Source organism: Sphingomonas endolithica (genome assembly GCF_025231525.1).
Classification (GTDB): domain Bacteria; phylum Pseudomonadota; class Alphaproteobacteria; order Sphingomonadales; family Sphingomonadaceae; genus Sphingomonas; species Sphingomonas endolithica.
In genome coordinates this window covers 909,616-932,708 of record NZ_CP103057.1, presented here as the reverse complement: position 1 = coordinate 932,708, position 23,093 = coordinate 909,616, and the positions used below count along the sequence as shown (strand labels likewise).

General features: G+C 67.0%; 22 protein-coding genes. 11 read left to right on the top strand and 11 right to left on the bottom strand.

Annotation, left to right across the window (positions count from 1 at the left end; genetic code table 11):
- Positions 1-43: 43 nt before the first annotated feature.
- The 3 genes from trpC to NV382_RS04420 all read right to left on the bottom strand — a co-directional run bounded on the left by trpC (position 44) and on the right by NV382_RS04420 (position 2,497).
- On the bottom strand, positions 44-829 hold the full coding sequence (gene trpC / locus NV382_RS04430) for an indole-3-glycerol phosphate synthase TrpC (protein WP_260599320.1): 786 nt from the start codon (positions 827-829) through the stop codon (positions 44-46).
- On the bottom strand, positions 826-1,821 hold the full coding sequence (gene trpD, locus NV382_RS04425) for an anthranilate phosphoribosyltransferase (RefSeq protein WP_260599319.1): 996 nt from the start codon (positions 1,819-1,821) through the stop codon (positions 826-828). The genes trpC and trpD overlap by 4 nt, the downstream gene beginning before the upstream one ends.
- 91 nt (positions 1,822-1,912) lie before the next feature.
- Complete coding sequence (locus NV382_RS04420; RefSeq protein ID WP_260599318.1) at positions 1,913-2,497, bottom strand: anthranilate synthase component II; 585 nt, start codon at positions 2,495-2,497, stop codon at positions 1,913-1,915.
- A gap of 118 nt (positions 2,498-2,615) precedes the next feature.
- Here NV382_RS04420 and NV382_RS04415 point away from each other — a divergent pair, with 118 nt between their 5' ends.
- Complete coding sequence (locus NV382_RS04415) at positions 2,616-3,062, top strand: hypothetical protein (RefSeq protein ID WP_260599317.1); 447 nt, start codon at positions 2,616-2,618, stop codon at positions 3,060-3,062.
- Positions 3,063-3,360: 298 nt separating this feature from the next.
- Here NV382_RS04415 and trpE read toward each other — a convergent pair whose 3' ends face one another.
- Together trpE and NV382_RS04405 are read right to left on the bottom strand one after the other, a co-directional pair.
- Entirely contained in the window at positions 3,361-4,872 is a 1,512-nt protein-coding gene (trpE, locus tag NV382_RS04410; RefSeq protein ID WP_418066754.1) for an anthranilate synthase component I, read from the bottom strand.
- A gap of 124 nt (positions 4,873-4,996) precedes the next feature.
- Positions 4,997-6,940, bottom strand: a complete 1,944-nt coding sequence (locus NV382_RS04405) for a peptidylprolyl isomerase (RefSeq protein ID WP_260599315.1) — start codon at positions 6,938-6,940, stop codon at positions 4,997-4,999.
- 122 nt (positions 6,941-7,062) lie between these two features.
- On the opposite strand from NV382_RS04405, the gene tpiA reads away from it, so the two are divergent.
- Entirely contained in the window at positions 7,063-7,812 is a 750-nt protein-coding gene (gene tpiA, locus NV382_RS04400) for a triose-phosphate isomerase (protein WP_260599314.1), read from the top strand.
- 126 nt (positions 7,813-7,938) lie between these two features.
- Here the strand turns inward: tpiA and NV382_RS04395 are convergent, their stop codons facing one another.
- From NV382_RS04395 to rimO, 3 genes are all read right to left on the bottom strand, one after another.
- On the bottom strand, positions 7,939-9,333 hold the full coding sequence (locus NV382_RS04395; protein ID WP_260599313.1) for a leucyl aminopeptidase family protein: 1,395 nt from the start codon (positions 9,331-9,333) through the stop codon (positions 7,939-7,941).
- Positions 9,334-9,340: 7 nt separating this feature from the next.
- Positions 9,341-10,729, bottom strand: coding sequence for a serine hydrolase domain-containing protein (locus tag NV382_RS04390; protein ID WP_260599312.1), 1,389 nt, complete (start codon positions 10,727-10,729; stop codon positions 9,341-9,343).
- Positions 10,730-10,994: 265 nt separating this feature from the next.
- Entirely contained in the window at positions 10,995-12,365 is a 1,371-nt protein-coding gene (rimO, locus tag NV382_RS04385; RefSeq protein ID WP_260599311.1) for a 30S ribosomal protein S12 methylthiotransferase RimO, read from the bottom strand.
- 121 nt (positions 12,366-12,486) lie between these two features.
- Between rimO and NV382_RS04380 the strand changes: the two genes are divergently transcribed.
- On the top strand, positions 12,487-12,819 hold the full coding sequence (locus NV382_RS04380; RefSeq protein WP_260599310.1) for a PilZ domain-containing protein: 333 nt from the start codon (positions 12,487-12,489) through the stop codon (positions 12,817-12,819).
- A 130-nt stretch (positions 12,820-12,949) separates the two neighbouring features.
- Entirely contained in the window at positions 12,950-13,483 is a 534-nt protein-coding gene (locus tag NV382_RS04375) for a DOMON-like domain-containing protein (RefSeq protein ID WP_260599309.1), read from the top strand.
- A gap of 76 nt (positions 13,484-13,559) precedes the next feature.
- On the opposite strand, the gene NV382_RS04370 is transcribed toward NV382_RS04375, so the two are convergent.
- Complete coding sequence (locus NV382_RS04370) at positions 13,560-14,006, bottom strand: DUF4126 family protein (protein WP_260599308.1); 447 nt, start codon at positions 14,004-14,006, stop codon at positions 13,560-13,562.
- 107 nt (positions 14,007-14,113) lie between these two features.
- On the opposite strand from NV382_RS04370, the gene NV382_RS04365 reads away from it, so the two are divergent.
- The gene (locus tag NV382_RS04365) at positions 14,114-15,310 is read left to right on the top strand and encodes an exo-beta-N-acetylmuramidase NamZ family protein (RefSeq protein ID WP_260600304.1); all 1,197 of its coding nucleotides are present in this window, start codon (positions 14,114-14,116) and stop codon (positions 15,308-15,310) included.
- Between the two features lie 332 nt (positions 15,311-15,642).
- Here the strand turns inward: NV382_RS04365 and NV382_RS04360 are convergent, their stop codons facing one another.
- The gene (locus NV382_RS04360) at positions 15,643-16,500 is read right to left on the bottom strand and encodes an MBL fold metallo-hydrolase (protein WP_260599307.1); all 858 of its coding nucleotides are present in this window, start codon (positions 16,498-16,500) and stop codon (positions 15,643-15,645) included.
- 128 nt (positions 16,501-16,628) lie between these two features.
- On the opposite strand from NV382_RS04360, the gene NV382_RS04355 reads away from it, so the two are divergent.
- The 3 genes from NV382_RS04355 (at position 16,629) to NV382_RS04345 (ending at position 19,592) form a co-directional block, all read left to right on the top strand.
- Positions 16,629-17,114, top strand: coding sequence for a DUF892 family protein (locus NV382_RS04355; RefSeq protein WP_260599306.1), 486 nt, complete (start codon positions 16,629-16,631; stop codon positions 17,112-17,114).
- A gap of 93 nt (positions 17,115-17,207) precedes the next feature.
- Positions 17,208-18,392, top strand: coding sequence for an MFS transporter (locus NV382_RS04350; protein WP_260599305.1), 1,185 nt, complete (start codon positions 17,208-17,210; stop codon positions 18,390-18,392).
- 138 nt (positions 18,393-18,530) lie between these two features.
- Entirely contained in the window at positions 18,531-19,592 is a 1,062-nt protein-coding gene (locus NV382_RS04345; protein WP_260599304.1) for a metallophosphoesterase, read from the top strand.
- A gap of 22 nt (positions 19,593-19,614) precedes the next feature.
- Here NV382_RS04345 and NV382_RS04340 read toward each other — a convergent pair whose 3' ends face one another.
- Positions 19,615-19,935, bottom strand: a complete 321-nt coding sequence (locus NV382_RS04340; protein ID WP_260599303.1) for a hypothetical protein — start codon at positions 19,933-19,935, stop codon at positions 19,615-19,617.
- Between the two features lie 347 nt (positions 19,936-20,282).
- Between NV382_RS04340 and NV382_RS04335 the strand changes: the two genes are divergently transcribed.
- The 3 genes from NV382_RS04335 (at position 20,283) to kdpA (ending at position 23,086) form a co-directional block, all read left to right on the top strand.
- Positions 20,283-21,155, top strand: a complete 873-nt coding sequence (locus NV382_RS04335) for a TorF family putative porin (RefSeq protein WP_260599302.1) — start codon at positions 20,283-20,285, stop codon at positions 21,153-21,155.
- Positions 21,156-21,276: 121 nt separating this feature from the next.
- Positions 21,277-21,366: a K(+)-transporting ATPase subunit F gene (gene kdpF / locus NV382_RS04330; protein ID WP_066489609.1), complete on the top strand. Its 90-nt coding sequence runs from the start codon at positions 21,277-21,279 to the stop codon at positions 21,364-21,366.
- Positions 21,367-21,382: 16 nt separating this feature from the next.
- Positions 21,383-23,086, top strand: a complete 1,704-nt coding sequence (kdpA, locus tag NV382_RS04325; RefSeq protein WP_260599301.1) for a potassium-transporting ATPase subunit KdpA — start codon at positions 21,383-21,385, stop codon at positions 23,084-23,086.
- Positions 23,087-23,093: the final 7 nt, after the last annotated feature.

The following is a 23,093-nucleotide window of genomic DNA, read 5'->3' as shown; positions in this document are numbered from 1 at the left end:
ATCGCTACCACCCCGGCCTTCGCCGGGGTGGTAGCGAAAGCAATCATCCCACCAGCACCCGCGTCGCTGCCTCGACATCGTCCTGTCGCATCAGCGCCTCGCCGATCAGGAAGCACTTCACACCGTGTTCCGCCATCGCGTCGAGATCGGCGCGGGTGGTGAGGCCGCTTTCCGCCACGAAGGTGCAGCCGGCAGGCGCCTTGGCGACCAGTTCATAGGTGCGCGCGAAATCGACCGTGAAATCGCGCAGGTTGCGGTTGTTCACCCCGATCAGGCGCGATTTGAGCTTCATCGCGCGATCCAATTCCTTGCGTCCGTGCACCTCGACCAGCACGTCCATGCCGCATTCGATCGCGCTGGCCTCGATCTCGGCGAGCAGGACATCGTCCAGCGCGGCCATGATCAGCAGGATGGCATCGGCGCCGAGCGCGCGCGCCTCCGGCGCCTGCCAGGGGTCGATCATGAATTCCTTGCGCAGCACCGGCAGCGTGCAGGCGTCGCGCGCCTCGGTCAGATAGTGATCCGCGCCCTGGAACCAAGCCTCGTCGGTCAGCACCGACAGGCAGGCGGCGCCGCCTGCCTGATAGGCGCGGGCATGCGCCGGCGGATCGAAGTCCGCGCGGATCAGGCCCTTGGAGGGGCTGGCCTTCTTGATCTCGGCGATCAGCGCGTGGCCGCTTTGCGCCCGGGCATCCAGCGCGGCGCGGAAGCCGCGTGGCGGCGTCTGCGCGTCGATACGCGCGTCCAGTTCGGCAAGCGGGGTGGTCGCCTTGCGCACCGTCACTTCGGCGCGCTTGGTTTCGAGGATGCGATCGAGGATGTCGGTCATGAATAGGCAATCCAGGCGTCGAGCAGGGTGTTCGCCCGCCCGGCATCGAGCGCCTCGGCAGCGGCGGCGGCGCCCTCGGGCAGGGTATCGCTGTGCCCGGCGACCATCAACGCAGCGGCGGCATTGAGCAGCACCGCGTCGCGATAGCCACCGGTTTCGCCATGCAGCAGGCGGCGCAGCGCGCGTGCGTTATAAGCGGGATCGCCGCCATGGATCGCCGCGATCGGGTGGCGGGGCAGGCCGGCATCCTCGGGCGCGATCCGCGTCGGGAAGGCGGCACTGCCGACATTGACGACGATGCTGGGGCCGGCGCCGGAAAGTTCGTCGAGCCCCTCCTCGCCCGAGACGACGATCGCCGATTCCGTGCCGAGCTGTTCGAGCGCCTCGGCATAGATGCCGGCATAATCCGGGCGGGCGATGCCGATCAACTGGCGGGTGACATGCGCCGGATTGGCGAGCGGACCCATCAGGTTAAAGATCGTGCGGCGGCCGATGCGGCGCCGGATCGGCGTGATGCGCTTCATCGCCGGATGATGGTTGGCCGCGAACAGGAAGCAGATGCCGAGATCGTCGAGCGTGGCCTGTGCCATGGCGCCGGCGCGCTCCATGTCGAGGCCGAGTGCCTCCAGCGTATCGGCGGCGCCCGCCTTGGACGAGGCGGCGCGGTTGCCGTTCTTGGCGACCGGCACGCCGCACGCCGCGACGACCAGGCTGACCGCGGTCGAGACGTTGAGCGTGTGGTGACCATCGCCCCCGGTGCCGCACACATCGACAGTGCCCGCTGGCGCGGTGATCGGGATCAGGCGCTCGCGCAGCGCCTTGGCGCCCTCGGCGATCTCGATGCTCGTCTCGCCGCGCTCGGCAAGCGCGGTCAGGAAGTCGGCGATCGCGTCTTCGGAGGCGCGGGCGTCGAGGATGTCGGCAAAGGCCTGGCGCGCGGATTCGTGGCTGAGTGGCGTGCTGGGGTCTGGGAGCAGGGTGATGGTGGTCATTTCAATACCGCCGTCGTCTCAAACCCGCTGATGGATCTACGCGGCGCCCTGGATCCCGGATCAAGTCCGGGATGACGGTGGCTGGATCGGCTCACGCGCGTTCACCTACCGGTAGCCCGGCGATGCGCAGGAAATTGGCGAGCAGCGCGTGGCCATGTTCGGTGGCGATGCTCTCCGGGTGGAACTGCACGCCGTGGATCGGCAGCGTGCGATGGGCCACGCCCATTACCGAGCCATCGGCGGCGCGGGCGTTGACGATCAGGTCGTCGGGCACGTCCTCGACGATCAGCGAATGGTAGCGGGTGGCGGTGAAGGGGCTGGGCAGATCGGCGAACAGGCCGGTGCCGTCATGCTCGACCGGGGAGGTCTTGCCGTGCATCAGCCCGCCGCGCACCACTGCGCCGCCGAAATGCTGGCCGATCGCCTGATGGCCCAGGCACACGCCGAGCAGCGGCTTGTGTTCGGCGGCGCAAGCGGCGACGAGATCGAGACTGATGCCGGCTTCGTTCGGGGTGCAGGGGCCGGGGGAGATGAGGAAACCCTGGGCGTTGCTGGCGATCGCATCGCGCGCGGTGAGCGCGTCGTTGCGCACCACCTTTACCTCGACACCCAGTTCCATCAGGTAATGGACCAGGTTCCAGGTAAAGCTGTCGTAATTGTCGATGACCAATATCATGGTCGCCGCCATAGCCGATGGGGGGAACAGCGCAACAGCATGGCCCGTGACAGCTTCTTGTTCAGCATGGAGCAAGCGCGGCCTCCGCACGTTAAGGGTGAAACAGGAGTTCCGACCGATGATCCGCTTGCCCCTAGCCGTTGCTTTGCTCTCCATCGCCATGCCCGGCATGGCGCAACGGACCCCGATCCAGACCGGTGCACAGGCACAGGAGGAAACCGGCCAGCCGCCGCAGCGAATCCGCAACGTGCAGTTGCGAAAAGGCGAGAAGTGCCCGCCGCCCACATCGACCGGCGAAGTCGTGGTCTGTGGCACGCTGGAGGACCCGTACCGGATCCCCAAGGATCTACGCGAATCCAAGCCCGATGCGGCGTCGCAGAGCTGGGTGAACCGCGCCGAGACGATGGACGAGGTCGGTCGCGTGGCAGGGGGCTTGCCCAATACCTGCTCGCCGGTCGGCACGGGTGGGCAGACGGGCTGTGTCGCGAAGCAGTTGCGCGATTATGCCGCGGACAAGCGCCAACAGCGGTCTGATGCGGCGCGCGTACCGGGCGGGGAGCGGTAACTTCCTTGCGATAGGGTGTGCGGCTCGAGGCGAGCCGCTATCTGGCTCCTATTCGTCACCCCGGACTTATTCGGCGGCTATCCCGTTCGATCATGATCCGTCATCCCCGCGCAGGCGGGGATCCATATACTCGAACGTCTGCATTTCAACCGCTAAGCCCGACATTATGGATCCCCGCCTTCGCGGGGATGACAAATCATGTTTAAAAGGGATAGTTGCCGAACAAGTCAGGGTGACGGCTTGGATTGTGCATGCACGAATGCGCGCTTTTCCCCAAGGACCTGCGTAGCAGCCTGCGCTACTGGCCGAACCCGCTATCCCCAGCCCGTGCGATCGCCTCGCGTGCGGCGGCGAGCAGCGCGCCGGCCTTTGCCTCGCATTCGCGCTGTTCGGAAGCCGGATCGCTGTCGGCGACGATGCCCGCGCCTGCCTGAACGTGCATGACGCCGTCCTTCACCACCGCGGTGCGCAGCACGATGCAGCTGTCCATCGAGCCGTCGGGCGAGAAATAGCCGACACCTCCGGCATAGGCGCCGCGCTTTTCCGATTCGAGCTCGGCAATCACCCCGCAGGCGCGGACCTTGGGCGCGCCGCTGACCGTGCCCGCGGGGAAGCCGGCGAGCAGCGCATCGATCGCGTCATGCTCCTCGCCGAGCCGACCGACCACGTTCGAGACGATGTGCATGACATGGCTGTAGAATTCGACCGTGTAGCTGTCGGTGACCTGCACCGTGCCGCGATCGGCGACGCGGCCGACATCGTTGCGGCCGAGATCTAGCAGCATCAGGTGTTCGGCGCGTTCCTTGGGATCGGCCAGCAGGCTGGTGCGGTTGGCCTCATCCTCGCTTGCACTTCGCCCGCGCGGGCGCGTGCCGGCGATCGGACGGATGGTGACCTCTCCGTCGCGCACGCGGACCAGGATCTCGGGCGAGGAGCCGGTGAGGGTGAAGCCGGGCAGGTCGAGATGATAGAGGAAGGGCGACGGGTTGATGCGTCGCAGTGCGCGGTAGAGCTCGATCGGTGGCAGCGGGAAGGGGACGGTGAAGCGCTGCGCCAGCACGACCTGGAAGATGTCGCCGGCAACGATATAGTCCTTCGCGCGCGCTACCATCTCGCCGTAGCGGCCGGGCGCCAGTACCGGGGCGAGCGCCACCTCGGGCAGTGCCTCGAGCCGGGCAGGGGGCGGCAGGCCACCACTGGCGAGGCGCGCGGCGACCGTGTCGATCCGTTCCTCCGCTTCGGCAATGATCTCGGCTGGCGAACGGCTGGCGTCGGGCCAGACCGGTGCCACCAGGAACAGCGCATCGGCAAGGCGATCGAAGATCAGCACGATCGTCGGCCGCACGAAGATCATGTCCGGCAGGCCGAGCGGGTCTTGGTCCTGCTGCGGCAGTTTTTCGACCAGCCCGACCGTCTCATAGCCGAAATAGCCGACCAGGCAGGCAAGTGCGCGTGGCAGTTCCGGTGGCACGGCCATGCGGCAGGAGGCGACGAGCTGGCGCAACGCGTCCAGCGTGGGCGCGTCGCAGGGCGTGAAGGCATCGCGGTCGCTCAGCCAATGCGGGTTGATCTCCGCCGCATTGTCCTGCGCGCGGAACACGAGGTCGGGGGCGAGTCCGATCAGGCTGTGGCGCCCGCGGATCGCGCCGCCTTCGACGGATTCGAGCAGGAAATCGCCGCGACCGGGCTCGATCAGCTTGAGCGCTGCGGCAACCGGTGTCTCCGTGTCGGCGATCTGCCGGCGCCACACCAGCGCCGGGCGACCAGCGGCGAGTTCTGTCAGGGGAGACGCGTCTGGCATGGTCATCATAGCCCGTTCGGCAGCGTTCCCGGTCAAGGGCCGGGGCCGGTTGAAGGGTGGAGCGGGCCAAGCTAGCGGCTTGTGACGCCTCGCCCGCTACCGTTCCCCGGCCCGCGCCGGGGAACAAGGTCTCTTACTGCGCGGCGCCTGCACCCGTCAGCGTTGCCCGGACGGCAGCGATGCTCTTGTCGTTCTTCTTCACGCCGACATGCTTCTGCACCGCGGCGCCGAACTGCTGCGCATATTCGCGGCCAACGACCTTGCCGAGATCGGCACGCATCGCGTCGATCACCTGCGGCTTGCCCACCGCATTGCCGCGCTCGATGCGGTCGAGATGGAGCACGAACCAGCCTTCGTTGTTCGGTGCCTCGAGCAGCTTGGACGTGCCCTGCGACATCGAGAACATCAGCACCAGGGGCGGCGGCGCGCCGCGCGGATTGGTGGAAAGCTGCGCGCGCGAAGCGTTGAGCGGCTGGATCGGCGGCACCTTCACGCCGCTTGCCGCATACAGCGCCGCGAAGGCGCCACCCTTGTTGGCCTTGGAGACGATGCCGGCGGCGATCGCCCGGGCCGCACGGCGCGAGCGATCGAGCGTGAAGTCGCGCGCCAGTACCGGGCGGATCGCGGCGATCGGCGGTGCGGCAGGCGGCACGACGCGGTCGAGCGCGACGAGTGCAAAGCCGCCATCGGTGCCGATGGTCACCAGCTGCGGGCTGTCACCCGTTTCGGCAGCAAAGGCGGCGGCGATGATCGGCATGAAATCGGGCGCAGCCTTGCGTGTCGCGTCGTTGGGATCGCGGCCGTCGGCGAGCAATGCCGGCGTGGCGCTGGCGGTCAGCTTCTGGTCGGAAACGAGCTCGGCAAAGGTCGAGCGATTGGCGATGCCGTCGTCAAGCGCATCGTGGATGCGTGCCAGCACGGTATTGGCCTTTTCACGCGACACGGCAGCCGACACTTCGTCGCGTACCTCATCCAGCGACCGCGCCGCGACCTTCTGGATCGCATCGACGCGCACCACGCTGAAGCCGAGCGTACCACGCAGCGGGCCAACGACGCCCCCCTGTGGCGCCGCGAACACCGCATCGGCGATCGCCGGCGTGCTCTGCGCGGCATAAGCGGCTTTCTGCACCAGCGGCAGCGTGATCGGCTCGAGCCCCGCGGCACGTGCCGCCGCCTCGATCGAGGTGCCGGCCTTCACCTTGGCGGCGAGCGCGTTCGCGCTGGCCTGATCGGCAAGAATGACCTGCACGATCGAGCGCTTTTCGGTCGCGGCATAGGTCGCGGCCTGCGACTTGTAGGCCTGTGCGATCTCCGCTTCGGTCGGCACGGTCTGCGCCTTGATCTGATCGCCCGTGATCATCGCGTAGCGGATCGTGCGGCGTTCCGGGATGGTGTAATGGGCGATGTTGCGCTTGTACCAGGTGGCAAGCTCCGCCTCGGTCGGCGCGGCGCCCACGGGCATGGCCCGTGTCGGGATGAAGCCGACCTGGCCCTGGCGCTTTTCGAGCAGCAGCGAGGCATAAGGCAGTGCAAGCTGCAACGGCACCTGTGCGGCGGGCAGCGTCGGCAGGATCAGCTGCTGCTTGATGATGTCGCGCGCGATATCCTGGCGGATCTGGACGTCGGTCAGCTTCCGGTCACGCAGCAGCTGCTGATAGATCGTCTGGCTGAACTTGCCGTCGGGGCCCTGCAGCGCCGGGATGCTGGCGATCTCGCCGTCCACCGCCCGCTTGCTGACGACCATGCCCTGATCGCGGCCGAACTGGTCGAGTGCCAGATCCTCGATCAGCTGGTTCAGCGTGCCTTCCAGCCCGCCCTGCGCGATGAACTGCCCCATGTCGATGCCCGGCTGCTGCTGGCGATAGCCCTCCAGCACGTTCTGCGCGCGGTCGCGCAGCTCGCCTTCGCCGATCTTGGCCTTGCCCACGGTCGCCACCGAACCGCCGCCGGCGGTGGCGCCCGACTGCATGCCGGTGATGTCGGTGGCGGCAAAAGCCAGCGCGATCAGCGCCAGCAGGCCGAACGTGACGACCAGGCCGACCTTCGAATGGGTGAGGCGGCGGATGAGGCTGAGCATGGACGACCGATCTGTTGCACGTACGGAATTGGCACCGCTTTACGGGCAGCACCGGCGAGCTTCAAGCTTGTGCAGACGCGGGATCGCACTCTATCGCCGTCCCAACTGTAAAGGGGAGACGCATGACACGACGCAAGCTGATCGCGGGCAATTGGAAGATGAACGGCGATCTGGCGGCGCTCGCCGAACTGGAAGGCATCGCGCGCGCGGCGGACAGTGCCGGCAATGTGGAGGTGGCAATGGCCCTGCCGGCAACGCTGATCGCACCGGCGGTCGCCGCCACGCCGGGACTGGCGATCGGCGCGCAGGACGTTCACCCCGCGCCCCGCGGCGCACACACCGGCTGCATTTCGGTGGCGATGATCGCCGAGGCCGGCGCGCGTTTCTCGATCGTCGGGCATAGCGAGCGCCGGGCGGACAATTACGAGACCGATGCGGACGTGAAGGCGAAGGCGACGGCGCTGCTCGCCGGCGGGCTGAGCGCCATCTTGTGCGTGGGCGAGACGCTGGAGCAGCGCGAGGCGGGGAAGGCGGAGGCGGTGGTCACCGGGCAATTGACCGCGTCGCTACCGAAAGGGGCGGCGGCCGACTGGCTGTCGATCGCGTACGAACCCGTCTGGGCAGTCGGCACGGGACGGACGCCGACGGTGGCGGATATTGCCGCCATGCACGGTGCCATCCGGGCGACTTTACGGACGGCGATCGGCGCGGACGCGGATGCGATGCGCCTGCTGTACGGCGGGTCGGTGACGGGCGACAATGCGGCGGCACTGCTGGCGGCCGGCGACGTCGATGGCGCGCTGGTGGGGGGTGCCAGTCTTACCGCTGCCAAGTTCGTGCCGATCATCGAGGCGGCGGCTGGGTTGGATTGAGGCCGCCAGTTCCCCGGCGCAGGCCGGGGTCCAGTAGCGAAGGTGGGAGCAACCGGGCGCAAGGCACGATCTCTGCCGTTCCGCTACTGAGCCTGGCCTTTGACGGGGAGCGCGGTGCTGCGCTCATCACCCATAGCGTGCCTTCAACACCGCCCAAGCCGCGCGCAGGCCCAGCGCGTCGCCGCCTTTGGGCCGCCCGGGCTTGGCCGCAGGGCGCCACGCGAACGTATCGAAATGCGCCCAGGCGATCCCTGCCGGGACGAACCGGCGCAGGAACAACGCAGCGATCGTTGCACCGGCATATCCGCCCTCGGCCGAATTGACCATGTCGGCAATGTCCGACTTCAGCATGTCGTCATAGCCGTCCCATAGAGGCAGCCGCCACAGTGGGTCGCCGACTGCCATGCCCACATCGAGCAGCGCCTGCGCCAAGGCCTCGTCGTTGCTGAACGTGGCGGGCAGATCCGGCCCGAGTGCGACGCGCGCCGCGCCGGTAAGGGTCGCATAGTCGATGATCAGCTCCGGCAGCCGGCCGTTCGCGCCTTCGCCCGCCTTGGTCAGCGCATCGCCCAGCACGAGCCGGCCCTCGGCATCGGCGTTGGTGTTCTCGACCGTCAGCCCTTGGCGCGTGGCGAGGACGTCGCCGGGACGGAAGGCTGCGCCCGAAATGCTGTTCTCCACCGCGGGGATCAGCAGATGCAGCCGCACCTTGAGCCGCGCCGCCATCACCAGGCCGGCCAGTGCCAGCGCGTGTGCCGCGCCGCCCATGTCCTTCTTCATCAGCGCCATGCCGCTGCCCGGCTTGATGTTCAGGCCGCCGGTGTCGAACGTCACGCCCTTGCCGATCAGGGCGACGCGCGGGTGTGCCGGATCACCCCATTCGAGCTCGATCAGCCGCGGCGCCCGATCGGCGGCCGCCGCCGTGCCGACCGCGTGGATCATCGGATAACCCTTGGCGAGCGGCTCCCCCTGGGTCACCGTCAGCGTCGCATTATGCTGCTCGGCCAGCCGCGCAGCCGCCGCTTCCAGGTCCGCCGGGCCGAGATCGGACGCTGGCGTGTTGACGAGATCGCGCACCATGGCGGTGGCAGTGGCAAGACGCACCGTCTCGTCGATACGCGCCGGCTCGCCGGTCAGCAGCACGCGCGGGCCGACGCTGTCGCCCTGCTTGTACCGCTCGTACCGATATTGCGCGAGCAGCCAGCCGAGCATCGCCGCGCCCGGCTCACCGTCGGCCAGGCGGTAGCTGCCCTCGGGCAATTGCTCGCCCAGCGACGCGATGCGCCATGGCGAGTCCAGGCTTTCGTTGCACACCAGCAGCATCGACCAATCTTCCGGGCCATCGCCCGGCAGCACCGCGCGATTGCCCGCCTTGCCGGTCAGCCGGTGGGCGGCGACCGCCGTCCGCGTGCGCTGCGGCTGCTTTGCCAGCCACTCGGCATAGTTGTCGGGATGCACGACGTGGATCGTGCGGGCGGGCTGGCCGCGGTCCGGCTGGAGCAGTTTGGCGAAATCGGTCATGGCAGGATCACTTCTGTGCAGGCGCGACGAGGAATTGTTCGAACCGGCCGGTTGCACCGGGCTCGCGGTAGGTGCTGATCGACAGCGTCGCGTCGGCATAGGTCACGCGGTACGTGCGATTGACGAAGCCGCCACGCAATCGCGCGCGGCCGAACTGCGTGAAGCTGACCGGCTCGCCGAGAGGGGCCAGGCTGGCGCGGAAATCGCCGAGCGTGCGCGGGGTGAAATAATAGTCCGCATCCTCGGTCAGCTGTGTGCGATCCAGCCGTCCGCTGCGCAACTGATCGAACAGCGCGCGTGCACGGCGGGTCGCGTCGAGGTCGGCGGTGGCCGTGGTAGGGCGGGGCAGGACGATGCCGGCGATGCCGCGCGCGATCGTCATGAACGCCGGGCTCGACCAGCTGTTGGTCAGCTCGGTTATCGCCGCCTTGTCGTCGGGATAGACGATGTTCTCGGACAGGAAGCCGACCGCCTCGCCGCTATGTTCGACGAAGCGGCGGCCATCGGCCTCACCGAGTGAGACGCCCAGGCCGTAGCCGGTCGCCGCCCCGTCGCTGAGGCGGATCGCCGTTTCCTGTGCCGTCCAATCCTCCGCGGGCAGGATCGCGCGCGTTAGTCGTGCGACATTCCACTTCGCCAGGTCGCCCGCGCTCATCGCCAATTCGCCTGCCGCGAACAGCCAGCCGGATGCCGCCGGTGTCACGGGCCGTACGGGGCCGAGCGCCGCGCGCTCATAGCCCTGCGGGTAGCGCGCGCCGTTCGCGAGATCCTGGTCCATCGCGGCGATGCCCAGCGGCTTGAAGATCCGCGCGTCGAGAAAGTCGAGCAGCGGTTGGCCCGACACCTGTTCGGCGATCATCCCAGCCACGACGTAGCCCGTGTTGGAATATTGCCACTGCGTGCCCGGCGCGAAATCGAGCGGCTTCCTGGCCCAGCGATCGACGATCTGCTTCGGCGTGACGGGCGTGGCCATCGCCTTGAAGCTGTAATCCTGCGGCCAGTAATCCTGCAGGCCAGACGTATGGCTCAGCAATTGCCGCAGCGTGATCGTATCGCCACCGCTGATCCCGGGCAGGTGTCTGGCGACCGTCTCGTCGAGCCGCAGCTTGCCGTCATTCTCCAGCATCAGCAGCGCGGCGGCGGTGAATTGCTTCGACACGGAAGCGATCTGGTAGCGCGATTGCGCCCGGGCGGGGGCGGCTTCGGACTGCTTGCCGTACGCCTTGGTGAAGACGATGCGATTGTCGCGCACGATGGCGATCGATGCCGAGGGCACGCCGCTGCCGGCCAGCGTTTCGGTCACCAGCCCGTCGACCTGAGCGGTCTCAGCGGGGGTCAGCTGCTGCGCGGCTGCGGGCGTGGCGAGCAGGGCCAGAGGGATCAGCAGGCGGCGCATCGGATACTCTTTGAGGTAGTTCGGACGTTGAAGTCGATCACCCTACCTGCCTCCGTTCGTCCTGAGTAGCCCCTTCGCCTGCCTGCAAGGGCAGGCGCTCAGGACAGGCGTCGAGTAGCGCGAAGCGCGTATCGAGAGCGCGTATCGAAGGACAGGCGGCCGCGCGCTCCACCGGTGCTTCGATACGCGCCCTCGATACGGCCTGCGGCCTACTCGGTCTCTACTCAGCACGAACGGATTGAGGGTCGCCCGAAGGCACGGAACGCTAGAGCATCTCGCCCAGCATCGTGCCAACCTTTTGCATCACTGATCGGGCGGGCACGCCGTACAAATCGTGCTCGTCGGCATCCTCGATTTCGACCGAGACGATTTCGCCCTGCTTCAGGTGTCCGGCATCGCGCAGATGCACCTCGCCATCGATCTCCGGCGCGTCAGCCTTCGATCGGCCGGTGGCGCCATCCTCATCGACCGCATCGATGATCACGTCGAGCGTGCGGCCGATCTTGGCGTGGAGCTTTTCCGCCGAGATACGCGCGGTGAGCTCCATCAGGCGGGCGTAGCGCTCTTCCTTGATCTCTTCCGGCACATGGTCGGGCAGCAGGTTCGCCGCCGCACCCTCGACCGGTTCGAAGCGGAACGCGCCGACGCGGTCGAGCCGCGCTTCTTCCAGCCAATCCATCAGATAGCGGAAATCATCCTCCGTCTCGCCGGGAAAGCCGACCACGAAGGTCGATCGGATCGCGATGTCCGGCGCGATCGTCCGCCAGTTCCTGATCCGCTCGAGCACCTTGGTCTCGTTCGCCGGGCGCTTCATCAGCTTCAGCACGTTGCGGCTGGCATGCTGGAACGGGATGTCGAGATAGGGGAGCACCAGCCCCTCCGCCATCAATGGGATGACGTGATCGACGTGCGGATAGGGGTAGACGTAATGCAGCCGGACCCAGGCGCCGAGCTTGCCGAGCTCGCGCGACAGATCGGTCATGTGCGCGCGCACCTCCTGCCCGTGCCACGTGCGTGGCTGGTGCTTGATGTCGACGCCGTAAGCCGAAGTATCCTGGCTGATCACCAGCAATTCCCTGGTGCCGGATTCAATCAGCTTCTCCGCCTCGCGCAGGATCGCATCCGGCCGGCGGCTGACCAGATCGCCCCGCAGCGACGGGATGATGCAGAAGCTGCAGCGATGATTGCAGCCCTCGGAAATCTTGAGATAGCTGTAGTGCCGCGGCGTCAGCTTGAGGCCGCTGTCGGGCACGAGGTTGAGGAACGCGCTCGGCGGCATCGGTGCCGCCTCGTGCACGGCGCCGACCACTTCCTCATATTGATGCGCGCCGGTCACCGCGAGCACATTCGGGAAGCGCGCGCGGATCGTCTCGGCGTCCTTGCCCATGCACCCGGTGACGATCACGCGGCCATTCTCGGCAATCGCTTCGCCGATCGCCTCCAGGCTTTCCTCCTTGGCGGAATCGAGGAAGCCACAGGTATTGACCAGCACGATATCGGCGCCGGCATAATCGGGCGACATGGCGTAGCCGTCGCTGCGCAGCTTGGTGAGGATGCGTTCGCTGTCGACAAGGTTCTTGGGACAGCCGAGCGAAACCATGCCGACACGCGGCGGGGAGGGGAGGATGGTTGCCATGGGAGGCCGCGCACATAAGCGTGTTCGTCGCATTTTTCCAGAGCGTTAGCGCAGCGTCAGTGGGACGTCCTTAACGGTTCGTTGAAGTTTCGCTTGCACATCGAGCGGGAAAGGGAGCTCGATGGCGTCCAGGGTTACGCAATATCGCAGTGTCGCGCCGGCTTCGGTCGAGCAACGCGGTGCCGTCCGCCACCCGGTGTCGGTAAGCCGCGGCAGCGTGCGGCGCCATGGCACCGAGCCAACCGACGCGCTGCTGCACGACATCTCGATCTTCGGCTGCCGGATCCAGGCCGACCTTGGCGCAGAGCGCGGCGAGCGGCTGTGGCTGCGCTTTCCGGGCGGCATGCCGGTCGGCGCGACGGTGGTGTGGGCCGACCAGGGTTTTACCGGCTGCCGCTTCGACGCCCCGATCGACCGCGCCGCGGTGCGGGCCCTAGCCTTGCCTGCTTATTGAACCCGCTCTCGCGCGTGCATCATGCGACACGCCCCAGCCTCCGCCGGGGAACTGCCGCGAAACGCTTGGTGCAGCTCGGAACGACCAAGCAAAGGGTCGATCTCCGCTCCTCATGCGCTAGGGTAGCGCGATGAGATACATCCTCCATCCGCACCCGGACACACCTCCCGCCCGGGTACGCGGCGTGGTGGTCGATCTCGTGGCAACTGCCACAGGCCTGCTGCTGACCTTCATCGTCGAGGGCGGAGACGCCCTGCTGCTGCCCGAAGCGAAGTCGCCGCTCAGGGCCGGTGGCTTATGGAAGACGACCTGTTTCGAGCTGTTCCTCGCACCCGGGGGATCGGAGAGCTATCTCGAATTCAATTACGCGCCGTCGACCGAGTGGGCCGCCTATGGCTTCGACAGCTACCGCGCCGGCATGCGCGACCTGCCGCAGATCGCTCCGCCGCACATCGCGCGGGGCGGGCCAGACGCCGGCTACATCATCGAAGTCGATCAGGAACTGGACGATATCCCGCCTGGCCCCTGTCACATCGGACTATCGGCAGTGATCGAAGAAGTGGACGGCACCAAATCCTACTGGGCACTCGCCCACGCGCCCGGCCCGCCCGACTTCCACAATCGCGACTGTTTCACCGGACGATTGCCGGCTTCCGAGCAGTAGCTTTAACGGCTTGGTGGATGCTTTCCGCCCCAGTCACGTGCCGAGCGTACGCAGGCCAACCGACATGCCGATCAGCCTAGCGCCCCATCGCCGCCGCAACCGCCATCGGCACCACGACGGCATCCTCGACAAAGCCCGTCATCGTCTGCCCATGATCCTGCATCGCCCGCATCCGCACACGCCAGGTGAGATACGACGCGATCACCGCCGTCGCCCCGCCGACCGCCGCACCAGCCCAGCGTCGGTCACGCGGCGCCACCACGGCACCAGCAAAGGCCGCGTTCAGCCCGCGGACCACGACCGCCGCCGGGATGATGCGGTCCGGTGCGCTCGGCTGCTTGTCGCCGGCCAGTTCGTACACCGCCAGCGCCATCGTGCCGGCCGACACGATCGGGTGCGACAGGAAGTCGGGCGCATTGTTGTCAGCCGGCAGGTTTCCGGTGCGTGCGGCGTTGGCGACTGCCGCGAGCGGGGTCATCGCGCGAGCGCCACCGGACAAGCCGAGCAGGAAGGAGCGGATCATGGCGGTTCCTCTAATGATACGGCAGCACAACCAATCGCCACCGGTTTCGCTCCCCCTCGCGAAAAACGCGCTTGCACGCGCTGGCGCTGCCCGGCACCACGCCGGCCATGAAATTCGGTATCGATCGGCTGCTCGCCGACCCCGCCTTGCGTGCACCCCTGGAGGGCAAGCGCGTCGCTTTGCTCGCGCATCCCGCCTCGGTCACGGCGGACCTGACGCACAGCCTCGACGCGCTGGTCGCCGCGGGCGTGAACGTCTCAGCGGTGTTTGGCCCGCAGCACGGCGTGCGCGGCGACCTGCAGGACAATATGATGGAGTCGCCCGACTTCGCCGATCCGGGGTACGGCATCCCCGTATTCAGCCTCTACGGCGAGGTACGCCGCCCGACCGCCCGGTCGCTGGACACGTTCGACGTCATGCTGGTCGACCTGCAGGATGTCGGCGGCCGCATCTACACGTTCGTCACGACGTTGCTGTACGTGCTGCAGGCCGCCGCCGAGCACCACAAGGGCGTGTGGGTGCTCGATCGACCCAACCCCGCCGGCCGCCCGATCGAGGGGCTGACCTTGCTTCCCGGTTGGGAAAGCTTCGTCGGGGCAGGGCCGATGTCGATGCGCCATGGCATGACGTTGGGCGAGCTCGGCCATTGGTTCATCGCGCACTACAAGCTGGACGTGGAATACCGGGTGATCGCGATGCAGGGCTGGGCACCGGACGCCGCGCCCGGCTTCGGCTGGCCGGAGGACCGGGTGTGGATCAATCCCAGCCCGAATGCCGCCAACGTCAACATGGCGCGCGCCTATGCCGGCACGGTGATGCTGGAGGGCACCAACCTGTCCGAAGGCCGCGGCACGACCCGCCCGCTCGAGCTGTTCGGCGCGCCCGATATCGACGCCAAGGCAGTGATTGCCGAGATGCACCGCATCGCGCCCGACTGGCTGGCGGGCTGCACCCTGCGCGATTTCTGGTTTCAGCCGACCTTCCACAAGCATGTCGGGCAGTTGTGCAACGGTGTGTTCATCCATGCCGAAGGGTCAGGCTACGACCATGCAGCGTTCCGCCCGTGGCGCGTTCAGGCCGCAGGGTTCAAGGCGATCCGCACGCTCTATCCCGATTACGATTTGTGGCGCGATTTCCCGTACGAATATGAATTCGGCAAGCTCGCGATCGACGTGATCAACGGCGGCCCCGGCCTGCGCGACTGGGTCGACGATGCGAGCGCCACTGCGGGCGACCTGGACGCGGTCACGCGGCCTGACGAGCAGGCGTGGGCCGAACTCCGGGCGTCTTCGCTACTATACTGAACGACCAAAACATGGCGACCTCATCTTCTACCGTTCGTGCTGAGTAGAGACCAAGTAGGCCGCAGGCCGTATCGAGGACCCGTATCGAAGCACTTGGAGCGCGGTATCGCATGTCCTTCGATACGCCTTCCCGATACGCCCTACGGGCTACTCGACGCCTGTCCTGAGCGCCTGCCCTTGCAGGCAGTCGAAGGGGCTACTCAGGATGAACGGGGGAGTGAGATTGTTCCAAGTCATCACGCTCTAACCCGATCGTCCGAAGCTTGGCCAAGGGCGCGTTCCGGGCACGTGCTTCGACAAGCTCAGCACGAACGGACAAGGTAAGACGGTCATCAAAGGCCGAGCGGTCGCCCGGCCTGGCATGCAGCCAACTCCACGACATCGTGCGAGCAGATCACGTCCACCGCGCCGGCTTGCTCCACCGATAGCGCCCTGACGCGCTGCTGGTTGGCCAGTCGCAGTGCGCGGTCGACCTCCATCAGCGTCTGATAGCCGCGCAGCCCCGGCGTGCATTCACGTTTCGCCTGCCGTACCTCGCTGCGGTAGAAATAGGCGTCGCCAGCGTGCAGCAGCCAGCGATCGCCGCCATCGATCGCCACGCCGGCATGGCCCCATGTATGCCCGGGCAGCGGCACGAGCAGGATCTCCGGCGGCAGGCCCTTCAGATCGCGCACCGCATCGAACCCGAACCAGGGCTCGCCCACGCCGTCATACACCTGCCACTGGTCGGCGGTGTCGAACTGCCGGGGACGGTAGCGGTTACGCGCTACGGTGGTCGTGCGCGGGCCGGTGGCGGCGCGGAATTCTGCATCGAGCAGGTGGATGGTCGCGTTCGGAAAGTCGTCGATCCCGCCGGCATGATCGAAGTCGAGATGCGTCAGCACGACATGCCGCACATCCGCCGCCGAGAAGCCCAGCCGCTCGATCTGCCGGATCGCCGTCTCCTCCTCGCGCAGCTGTATATTGAGCATCGCCCGCCACGCCCGCGTGATCCGCGGGTGCGGCCGCTGATGCGGGTGCCGCACGTCGTTCAGGCCGTAACCGGTATCTACCAGCACCAAGCCATGCGCATCCGTCTCGATCAGCAGGCAATGGCAGACGAGGTGCCCGAGCGGCCCCTTGCTGCAGCCATCGAACAGCGCGCCGCCGACGGGGCAGTCCGTACCACAATTGAGATGATGGATCCGCACTCGCTGTCTCCTGCCGCGCATGATGGTAAGATGCTCAAAACGCAGGCGCAAAGCATTGGTTCACCACGAAGAATAGGGCGCCCGGTCGGCTGCCGGCAACAAATGCGCGGTCCGCCGGTTATCGCCTCATGAGCAGCACTGATACGCCCGACAAACTCCTCATCGCCTGCGTGCAGGACCTGTATGCCGGCGCCATCCTGATGGCCGAGCGCCTGCCGAAGCTCGTACCGGTGATCCAGGATGCCGCGCTCGCCTCGTTGCTGCAGGAGCAGATCGCGCTCAGCCAAGCCCAGGCCGACGCCTTGCAGCAGACCGGCCGCGATACGGACGGGCCGGCGAACCTGTGGATGAAGGGCATCCTCAAGGACGCCAAGCGCGATTCGAAGAGCATCGCGCCCGGTCCGCTGCTCGACATCGCGCTGATCGGTGCGATCCGAAAAGGCTTCGCAGCGGAGATCGTCTCCTACGAAACCGCCATCGCCGTTGCCGACGCGCTTGGTGACATGCGCGTCCGCACTGCCGCCGAACACAACACGATCCAGCGCCAGGAAGCCGATCACGCCCTGCGCGAATTATTGGCGACTATCACGCGCAAGGCTTTGGCTGGCGCCTGACGACGCAACGAGGTTGCCGCTTCTCACGCGGCGACGCGCACTCAGGAGCATTCGTCTCTCGACCTCGCACCGCGTTGAGGGCAGGGGGACGCGATGACGCACACTGCCAACACCCTCCACGCCGCACCCGAGGAGCGCCTCGGCAGGGGATTGACCTTCGCGATGGCGGCGACCGCGGGCATTGCGGTGGCGAACATCTATTACAACCAGCCGATGCTCGGCATCATGGAGCGCGACCTGCCGGGCGCGGCCACCGCCCTGGTGCCGACGGCAACGCAACTCGGCTATGCGGCGGGGCTGTTCCTGCTGGTGCCGCTGGGGGATCTGGTCGAACGCAAGCGGTTGATCGTCCTGCAGTTCATCGGGCTGGCCGTGGCGCTCGCCATCGTCGCGCTGGCGCCGAGTGTTGCGCTGGTGATCGCGGGATCGCTGCTGGTCGGCGTACTGGCGACCGTGGCGCAGCAGATCGTCCCCTTTGCCGCCCATTTATCGAGCCCGGAGCGTCGCGGTGCCACGGTCGGCACCGTCATGGCGGGGCTGTTATGCGGCATCCTGCTCAGCCGGACACTGGCGGGCTTCGTTGCGACGCATGCCGGCTGGCGCGCGATGTTCTGGCTGGGCGTGCCATTGGCGCTGGGCGCGGGCGCGTTGCTGGCGGCACGGCTGCCGCGGAGCACGCCGGATGCCGACCTGCGGTACGGCCAGCTGCTGCATTCGCTCGGCGGCTTGTGGCGAGAGTTCGGTGCGCTGAGGAAAGCGGCGATTACCCAGGCGCTGCTGTTCGCCGCGTTCAGCGCGTTCTGGACGATCCTGGCGCTGCATTTGCAGCAGCCGCGCTTCGGCCTGGGTGCCGACATCGCCGGCCTGTTCGGCATCGTCGGCGCGGTGGGCGTGCTTGCCGCACCGGTCGCCGGGCGCATGGCAGACCGAAGCGGCCCGCACCGCGTGATCCTGCTCGGCGCCGCGCTGACGCTTGCCGCATGGGTGGTGATCGGCGTGTGGGGCAGCATCGCCGGGCTGATCGTCGGCGTGATCCTGCTCGATTTCGGGGTGCAGAGCGCGCTCGTGTCGAACCAGCACATCGTCTACGCGCTCCGCCCGGAGGCGCGTGCGCGGCTCAACACGATCTTCATGGGCGCGATGTTCCTCGGCGGCGCGGCCGGATCGGCAGCGGCGACTTGGGCCTGGACGCTGAGCGGCTGGACTGCCGTCGCGGTGCTCGGCGGGCTATTGTCGGCCGCCAGCGTGGCGATGCAGATCCCCCGCCGAGAACGCTGAGCCACGCGACGCCCCGTGCAACCCTAGCGTGCCCTAGCCACGACACCGCACATCTGGAGAGCGACGATCTTTCACCTCATCTTTGCAGCGCCGAGCCTGTTCGTCATCGCGCGCTGGCTCTGGCCCTTATCGCTGCCGTTGTGGGGCAAGGGTGCGATCGCGTTCCTGCTGCTGGCCGCGTCGCAATATCATTTCTGGAGCAAGCTATCGTCCGGCTCGGTGTTCGCGCCGGAATTCCCGCGGTCCGTCGTCATCCTGTTCAACTGGGCCTTTGGCTTCATCGTGCTGCTCGCCGTCGTGCAGATCGTGCTCGATCTCGGCACGTTGGCCGCCATGCTGGCGAGGCAGCGCGCGCTCAGCCTTCCGGACAGCGTACGATATGGCAGCGCAGGCGTCGCGGCACTGCTGGCGGCCATCGCGGTGGCCAACGCGGTGCGCGTGCCGCCGGTCACGGATATCGAGGTCACGATCGCCGGTCTGCCGCCGGAATTCGAGGGATACCGGCTGCTGCAACTGACCGATCTGCATATCAGTCGGCTGTTTCCCGCAACATGGGCGCGCGCGGTGGTCGATCGCGCCAACGCTGCCGGGGCCGATGCCATCGTCGTGACCGGCGACTTCATCGACGGATCGGTGGAGATGCGCCGCGCCGATGTCGAGCCGCTGCGCGGCCTGCGCGCGCCCGACGGCGTCTACGCCATTCCGGGCAATCACGAATATTTCTTCGAGTATGCGGCGTGGATGCGGCACATCGCCGGACTGGGGATAAAGATGCTGCCCAATGCGCACGCGCTGCTGACGCGTGGCGAGCCGCGGATCGTTCTTGCCGGTGTCACCGATCTGTCGGCGCCCGGCCATGGACAGGCCGGGCCGGATCTCGCGGCGGCCTTGGCCGGCGCACCCGAAGATGCCCCCGTGATCCTGCTCGACCATCAGCCGCGCCGGGCGCGGCAGGCCGCCGCGCGCGGCGTCGCGCTGCAGCTTTCCGGGCACACGCATGGCGGCATGATCCTCGGGCTCGACCGGCTGGTGGCGCGCGGCAATGCCGGCTTCGTGTCCGGCCGGTACGAGGTCGATGGCATGACGCTGTACGTCAGCAACGGCACGGGGCTGTGGCCGGGCTTCGCGCTGCGCCTCGGGCGGCCTTCGGAGCTTACACGCATCACGCTGCGTAGCGATCGGCCTACGTCACCCAGGTAGGGGATCCGCGCGAGAATCGGCCTTAGCCAACATTCGCCAGGGCGAACAACGCGGTCGCCAGACAGGCGCGGCCGACGTCGCCGGGCCTCCAGTCCGTCGGGCGCGTGCCTGCGGCCCACCATGCCCAGGCAAGTGCGGAAAACAGATACATGCCCGCCAAGCCCAGGCAGAGGCGCGCCGCGAGGGATGCCGGGAGCATCACCGCCAACCCGGCCACGCACGATAGCATTACGCAGCCCAGGATAAGCCAGCCAGCCGGTCGCCCCCGCGGGCTCCAGCTCCAGATCGCGAACAAGGCAAGCAGTTCGATCGGCAGGGCGAAAACGAGCAAAATTGGGCTCATGGCAAGGATGCCGTGATGACCGTCCCGCGATCTTTTCTCGCGGATGGTGCGCGCCGGTAGGTGGATGTGAAGGAGACCATGACGCTCACATCGCCAATCCCGCATAGTGTTTCGAGATCGATCCAGGCCTTTCGCATAGCGGCGGCATAGCATTGCGAAATGCGGCTGCCGGCGACGGCCGGGCCGGCGATGCCGAGCCCGCACTGTCCCCGGCAAAAACCGCAAAACATACGCCAGCACTATGCGAAACACCGGAATCGCTCTCGAATTGCAACGGGCCGGGCGCCTAATTGCACAGCCTCAAGGCACCACAATCATTCGTGGTCGCCACTCCGTTGGGGGCACAGATGAAATTCGCATATTCGGCCATCGCAGCAGCATTCCTGGCCTTGCCGCTTGCCGCGCAGGCGCAGTCGACCACCGAGAACAAGCTCCCTGCCGAGACTGCAGCGCCGGCCGCGATCACCGTTAGTGGATCGGTGGCGATCGCATCCGATTACCGGTTCCGTGGCGTGTCGCAGTCCGACCAGGAAATGGCCGTGCAGGGCGGCATCACCATCGCGCATGAAAGCGGCTTCTATATCGGGACCTGGGCGTCGAACCTGGGCGGTTGGGGCACGTTCGGCGGCGCCAACATGGAGCTCGACCTGATCGGCGGCTACAAGGCGAAGCTCGCCGACAATGCTACGCTGGACGCCGGGCTCACCTGGTATGTCTATCCCGGCGGCGCCGACAAGACCGATTTCGCCGAACCCTATATCAAGCTGACCGGCACGACCGGCCCCGCCACGCTGACGGCAAGCGTCGCCTACGCGCCCAAGCAGGAGGCACTCGGCCGTTGGTACCGCACCGGCGCCGATGCCGCCGCCGGCATCTATACCAATGCTGGCGCCAAGGACGACAATCTGTACGTGGCCGGCGACGGCGCGTTCGCGCTGGCCGGCACGCCGATCACTGCAAAGGCGCATATCGGCCATAGCTGGGGCCAGAACGGCCTTGGCCCCAATGCGACCGCCGTCTCGCCGACCGGCAATTACTGGGATTGGGCGCTGGGCGCGGATGCCACCTGGCACAACCTGACGCTCAACCTATCGTACGTCGACACCGACATCTCGAGCCGCGACGCCGCCTATCTGCGCCCGAGCTTCAGCAAGGGCCAGGACGGCACCGGCAACATCGCCGGCGGCACGATCGTCGCCTCGCTGACTGCTGCCTTCTGACGAGGAACTGAGCGATGGAAGACCTTCTCTGGATCGCCGTAATGGTCGGACTGGTGGCGCTGACGCTCGCCTATGTCCGGCTGTGCGACAAGGCCTGACCCCCAAGCTCTAGGACACGCTGATGACGCTTGACCTCTGGCTCGCCGCGATCACCGCGCTCGGGCTGCTCTTTTACCTCGTGGCGGTGCTGATCCGCCCCGAACGCTTCTAGAAAGGAGCGCCTTCTCATGACATTCCAGGGATGGATCCTGATCCTCGGCTTCGTCGCCATTCTCCTCGCGCTGACCAAGCCGATGGGGGAATGGCTGTTCGCGCTCTATGAAGGGCGGCGCACGCCGCTCCATGTCGTGCTCTCACCCGTGGAGCGCGGCTTCTACAAGCTTTCGGGGATCGACCCGAATGCCGAGCAGGGCTGGCGGCGTTACGCGCTGCACATGCTGCTGTTCAACGTCGCGCTGATGGCCGTGACCTATGCCGTGCTGCGCTTGCAGGGCGTGCTGCCGGGCAATCCGCAAGGGTTGCCGGGATTGAGCGGCCATCTGGCGTTCAACACCGCGATCAGCTTTACCGCCAACACCAATTGGCAGAGCTATGGCGGCGAATCGACGATGTCGAACTTCAGCCAGATGTTCGGGCTAACGATCCACAACTTCCTCTCGGCATCGACCGGCATCGCTTTGGCCTTCGCGTTGTTCCGCGGCTTTGCGCGGCGCTCGGCGGCGACGATCGGCAATTTCTGGGCCGATATGACGCGCGTCACGCTCTACGTGCTGCTGCCGCTCTGCGTGCTGCTCACCGTCTTCTACATCGCCAGCGGCGTGCCGCAGACGATGGCCGGCACGGTCGACGTGACGACGCTGGAAGGCGCCAAGCAGACGCTCGTGCTCGGCCCGGTGGCGAGCCAGGAAGCGATCAAGATGCTCGGCACCAATGGTGGCGGCTTCTTCAACGCCAATTCCGCGCATCCGTACGAGAACCCGACGGCACTGACCAACCTTATACAGATGCTGTCGATCTTCCTGATCGGCTTCGGGCTCACCTGGACGTTCGGCAAGGCGGTCGGCAACACGCGGCAGGGATGGGCGATCCTCTCGGCCATGCTGATCCTGTTCATGGTCGGCGTCGGCGTGACCTATTGGCAGGAGGCCGCGGGCAACCCGATCGTTCACCAATTGGGCGTCGCGGGCGGCAATATGGAGGGCAAGGAGGTCCGCTTCGGCATCGCCGCCAGTGCGCTCTTCTCGGTCGTCACCACTGCCGCGTCTTGCGGTGCGGTCAATGGCATGCACGACAGCTTCACCGCGCTCGGCGGCATGGTGCCGCTGATCAACATGCAACTGGGCGAAGTCGTCATCGGCGGCGTCGGCGCCGGCATCTACGGCTTCCTGCTGTTCGCCATCCTCGCGGTGTTCGTCGCCGGGCTGATGGTCGGCCGCACGCCGGAATATGTCGGCAAGAAGATCGAGAGCCGTGAGGTGAAGCTGGCCGTGTTGGCGATCGCCATCCTGCCACTGATCATCCTGGGCTTTACCGCGATCAGCGCCGTGCTGCCCGCGGGGCTGGCCGGACCGCTCAACAAGGGACCGCACGGCTTCAGCGAGATCCTCTACGCCTATACCAGCGGCGTCGGGAACAATGGTTCGGCCTTTGCCGGCCTGACCGCCAACACGCCATTCTATAATGGCTTGCTGGGCGTGGCGATGTGGCTGGGGCGCTTCTTCATCATCGTGCCGATGCTGGCGATCGCCGGCAGCCTCGCGGCGAAGAAGTACACGCCGGAGAGCGCCGGCTCGTTCCCGACGACGGGCGGCCTGTGGGTCGGCCTGCTGGTCGGCACGATCCTGATCCTGGGCGGCCTCACTTTCCTCCCGAGCCTCGCGCTTGGGCCCATCGCCGATCATCTCGCGATGATCAGCGGCAAAACCTTCTGACGGGACC

What these genes read in the sequence shown, in the direction of transcription:
- kdpA (WP_260599301.1), top strand. Translation starts at nt 21,383, where the DNA reads ATGACATTCCAGGGATGGATCCTGATCCTCGGCTTCGTCGCCATTCTC.
- NV382_RS04350 (WP_260599305.1), top strand. Translation starts at nt 17,208, where the DNA reads ATGACGCACACTGCCAACACCCTCCACGCCGCACCCGAGGAGCGCCTC.
- rimO (WP_260599311.1), bottom strand. Translation starts at nt 12,365, where the DNA reads ATGGCAACCATCCTCCCCTCCCCGCCGCGTGTCGGCATGGTTTCGCTC.
- trpD (WP_260599319.1), bottom strand. Translation starts at nt 1,821, where the DNA reads ATGACCACCATCACCCTGCTCCCAGACCCCAGCACGCCACTCAGCCAC.
- NV382_RS04390 (WP_260599312.1), bottom strand. Translation starts at nt 10,729, where the DNA reads ATGCGCCGCCTGCTGATCCCTCTGGCCCTGCTCGCCACGCCCGCAGCC.
- tpiA (WP_260599314.1), top strand. Translation starts at nt 7,063, where the DNA reads ATGACACGACGCAAGCTGATCGCGGGCAATTGGAAGATGAACGGCGAT.
- trpE (WP_418066754.1), bottom strand. Translation starts at nt 4,872, where the DNA reads ATGATGACCATGCCAGACGCGTCTCCCCTGACAGAACTCGCCGCTGGT.
- NV382_RS04420 (WP_260599318.1), bottom strand. Translation starts at nt 2,497, where the DNA reads ATGATATTGGTCATCGACAATTACGACAGCTTTACCTGGAACCTGGTC.
- NV382_RS04395 (WP_260599313.1), bottom strand. Translation starts at nt 9,333, where the DNA reads ATGACCGATTTCGCCAAACTGCTCCAGCCGGACCGCGGCCAGCCCGCC.
- NV382_RS04415 (WP_260599317.1), top strand. Translation starts at nt 2,616, where the DNA reads ATGATCCGCTTGCCCCTAGCCGTTGCTTTGCTCTCCATCGCCATGCCC.
- NV382_RS04375 (WP_260599309.1), top strand. Translation starts at nt 12,950, where the DNA reads ATGAGATACATCCTCCATCCGCACCCGGACACACCTCCCGCCCGGGTA.
- NV382_RS04370 (WP_260599308.1), bottom strand. Translation starts at nt 14,006, where the DNA reads ATGATCCGCTCCTTCCTGCTCGGCTTGTCCGGTGGCGCTCGCGCGATG.
- NV382_RS04335 (WP_260599302.1), top strand. Translation starts at nt 20,283, where the DNA reads ATGAAATTCGCATATTCGGCCATCGCAGCAGCATTCCTGGCCTTGCCG.
- NV382_RS04340 (WP_260599303.1), bottom strand. Translation starts at nt 19,935, where the DNA reads ATGAGCCCAATTTTGCTCGTTTTCGCCCTGCCGATCGAACTGCTTGCC.
- NV382_RS04355 (WP_260599306.1), top strand. Translation starts at nt 16,629, where the DNA reads ATGAGCAGCACTGATACGCCCGACAAACTCCTCATCGCCTGCGTGCAG.
- trpC (WP_260599320.1), bottom strand. Translation starts at nt 829, where the DNA reads ATGACCGACATCCTCGATCGCATCCTCGAAACCAAGCGCGCCGAAGTG.
- kdpF (WP_066489609.1), top strand. Translation starts at nt 21,277, where the DNA reads ATGACGCTTGACCTCTGGCTCGCCGCGATCACCGCGCTCGGGCTGCTC.
- NV382_RS04380 (WP_260599310.1), top strand. Translation starts at nt 12,487, where the DNA reads ATGGCGTCCAGGGTTACGCAATATCGCAGTGTCGCGCCGGCTTCGGTC.
- NV382_RS04405 (WP_260599315.1), bottom strand. Translation starts at nt 6,940, where the DNA reads ATGCTCAGCCTCATCCGCCGCCTCACCCATTCGAAGGTCGGCCTGGTC.
- NV382_RS04365 (WP_260600304.1), top strand. Translation starts at nt 14,114, where the DNA reads ATGAAATTCGGTATCGATCGGCTGCTCGCCGACCCCGCCTTGCGTGCA.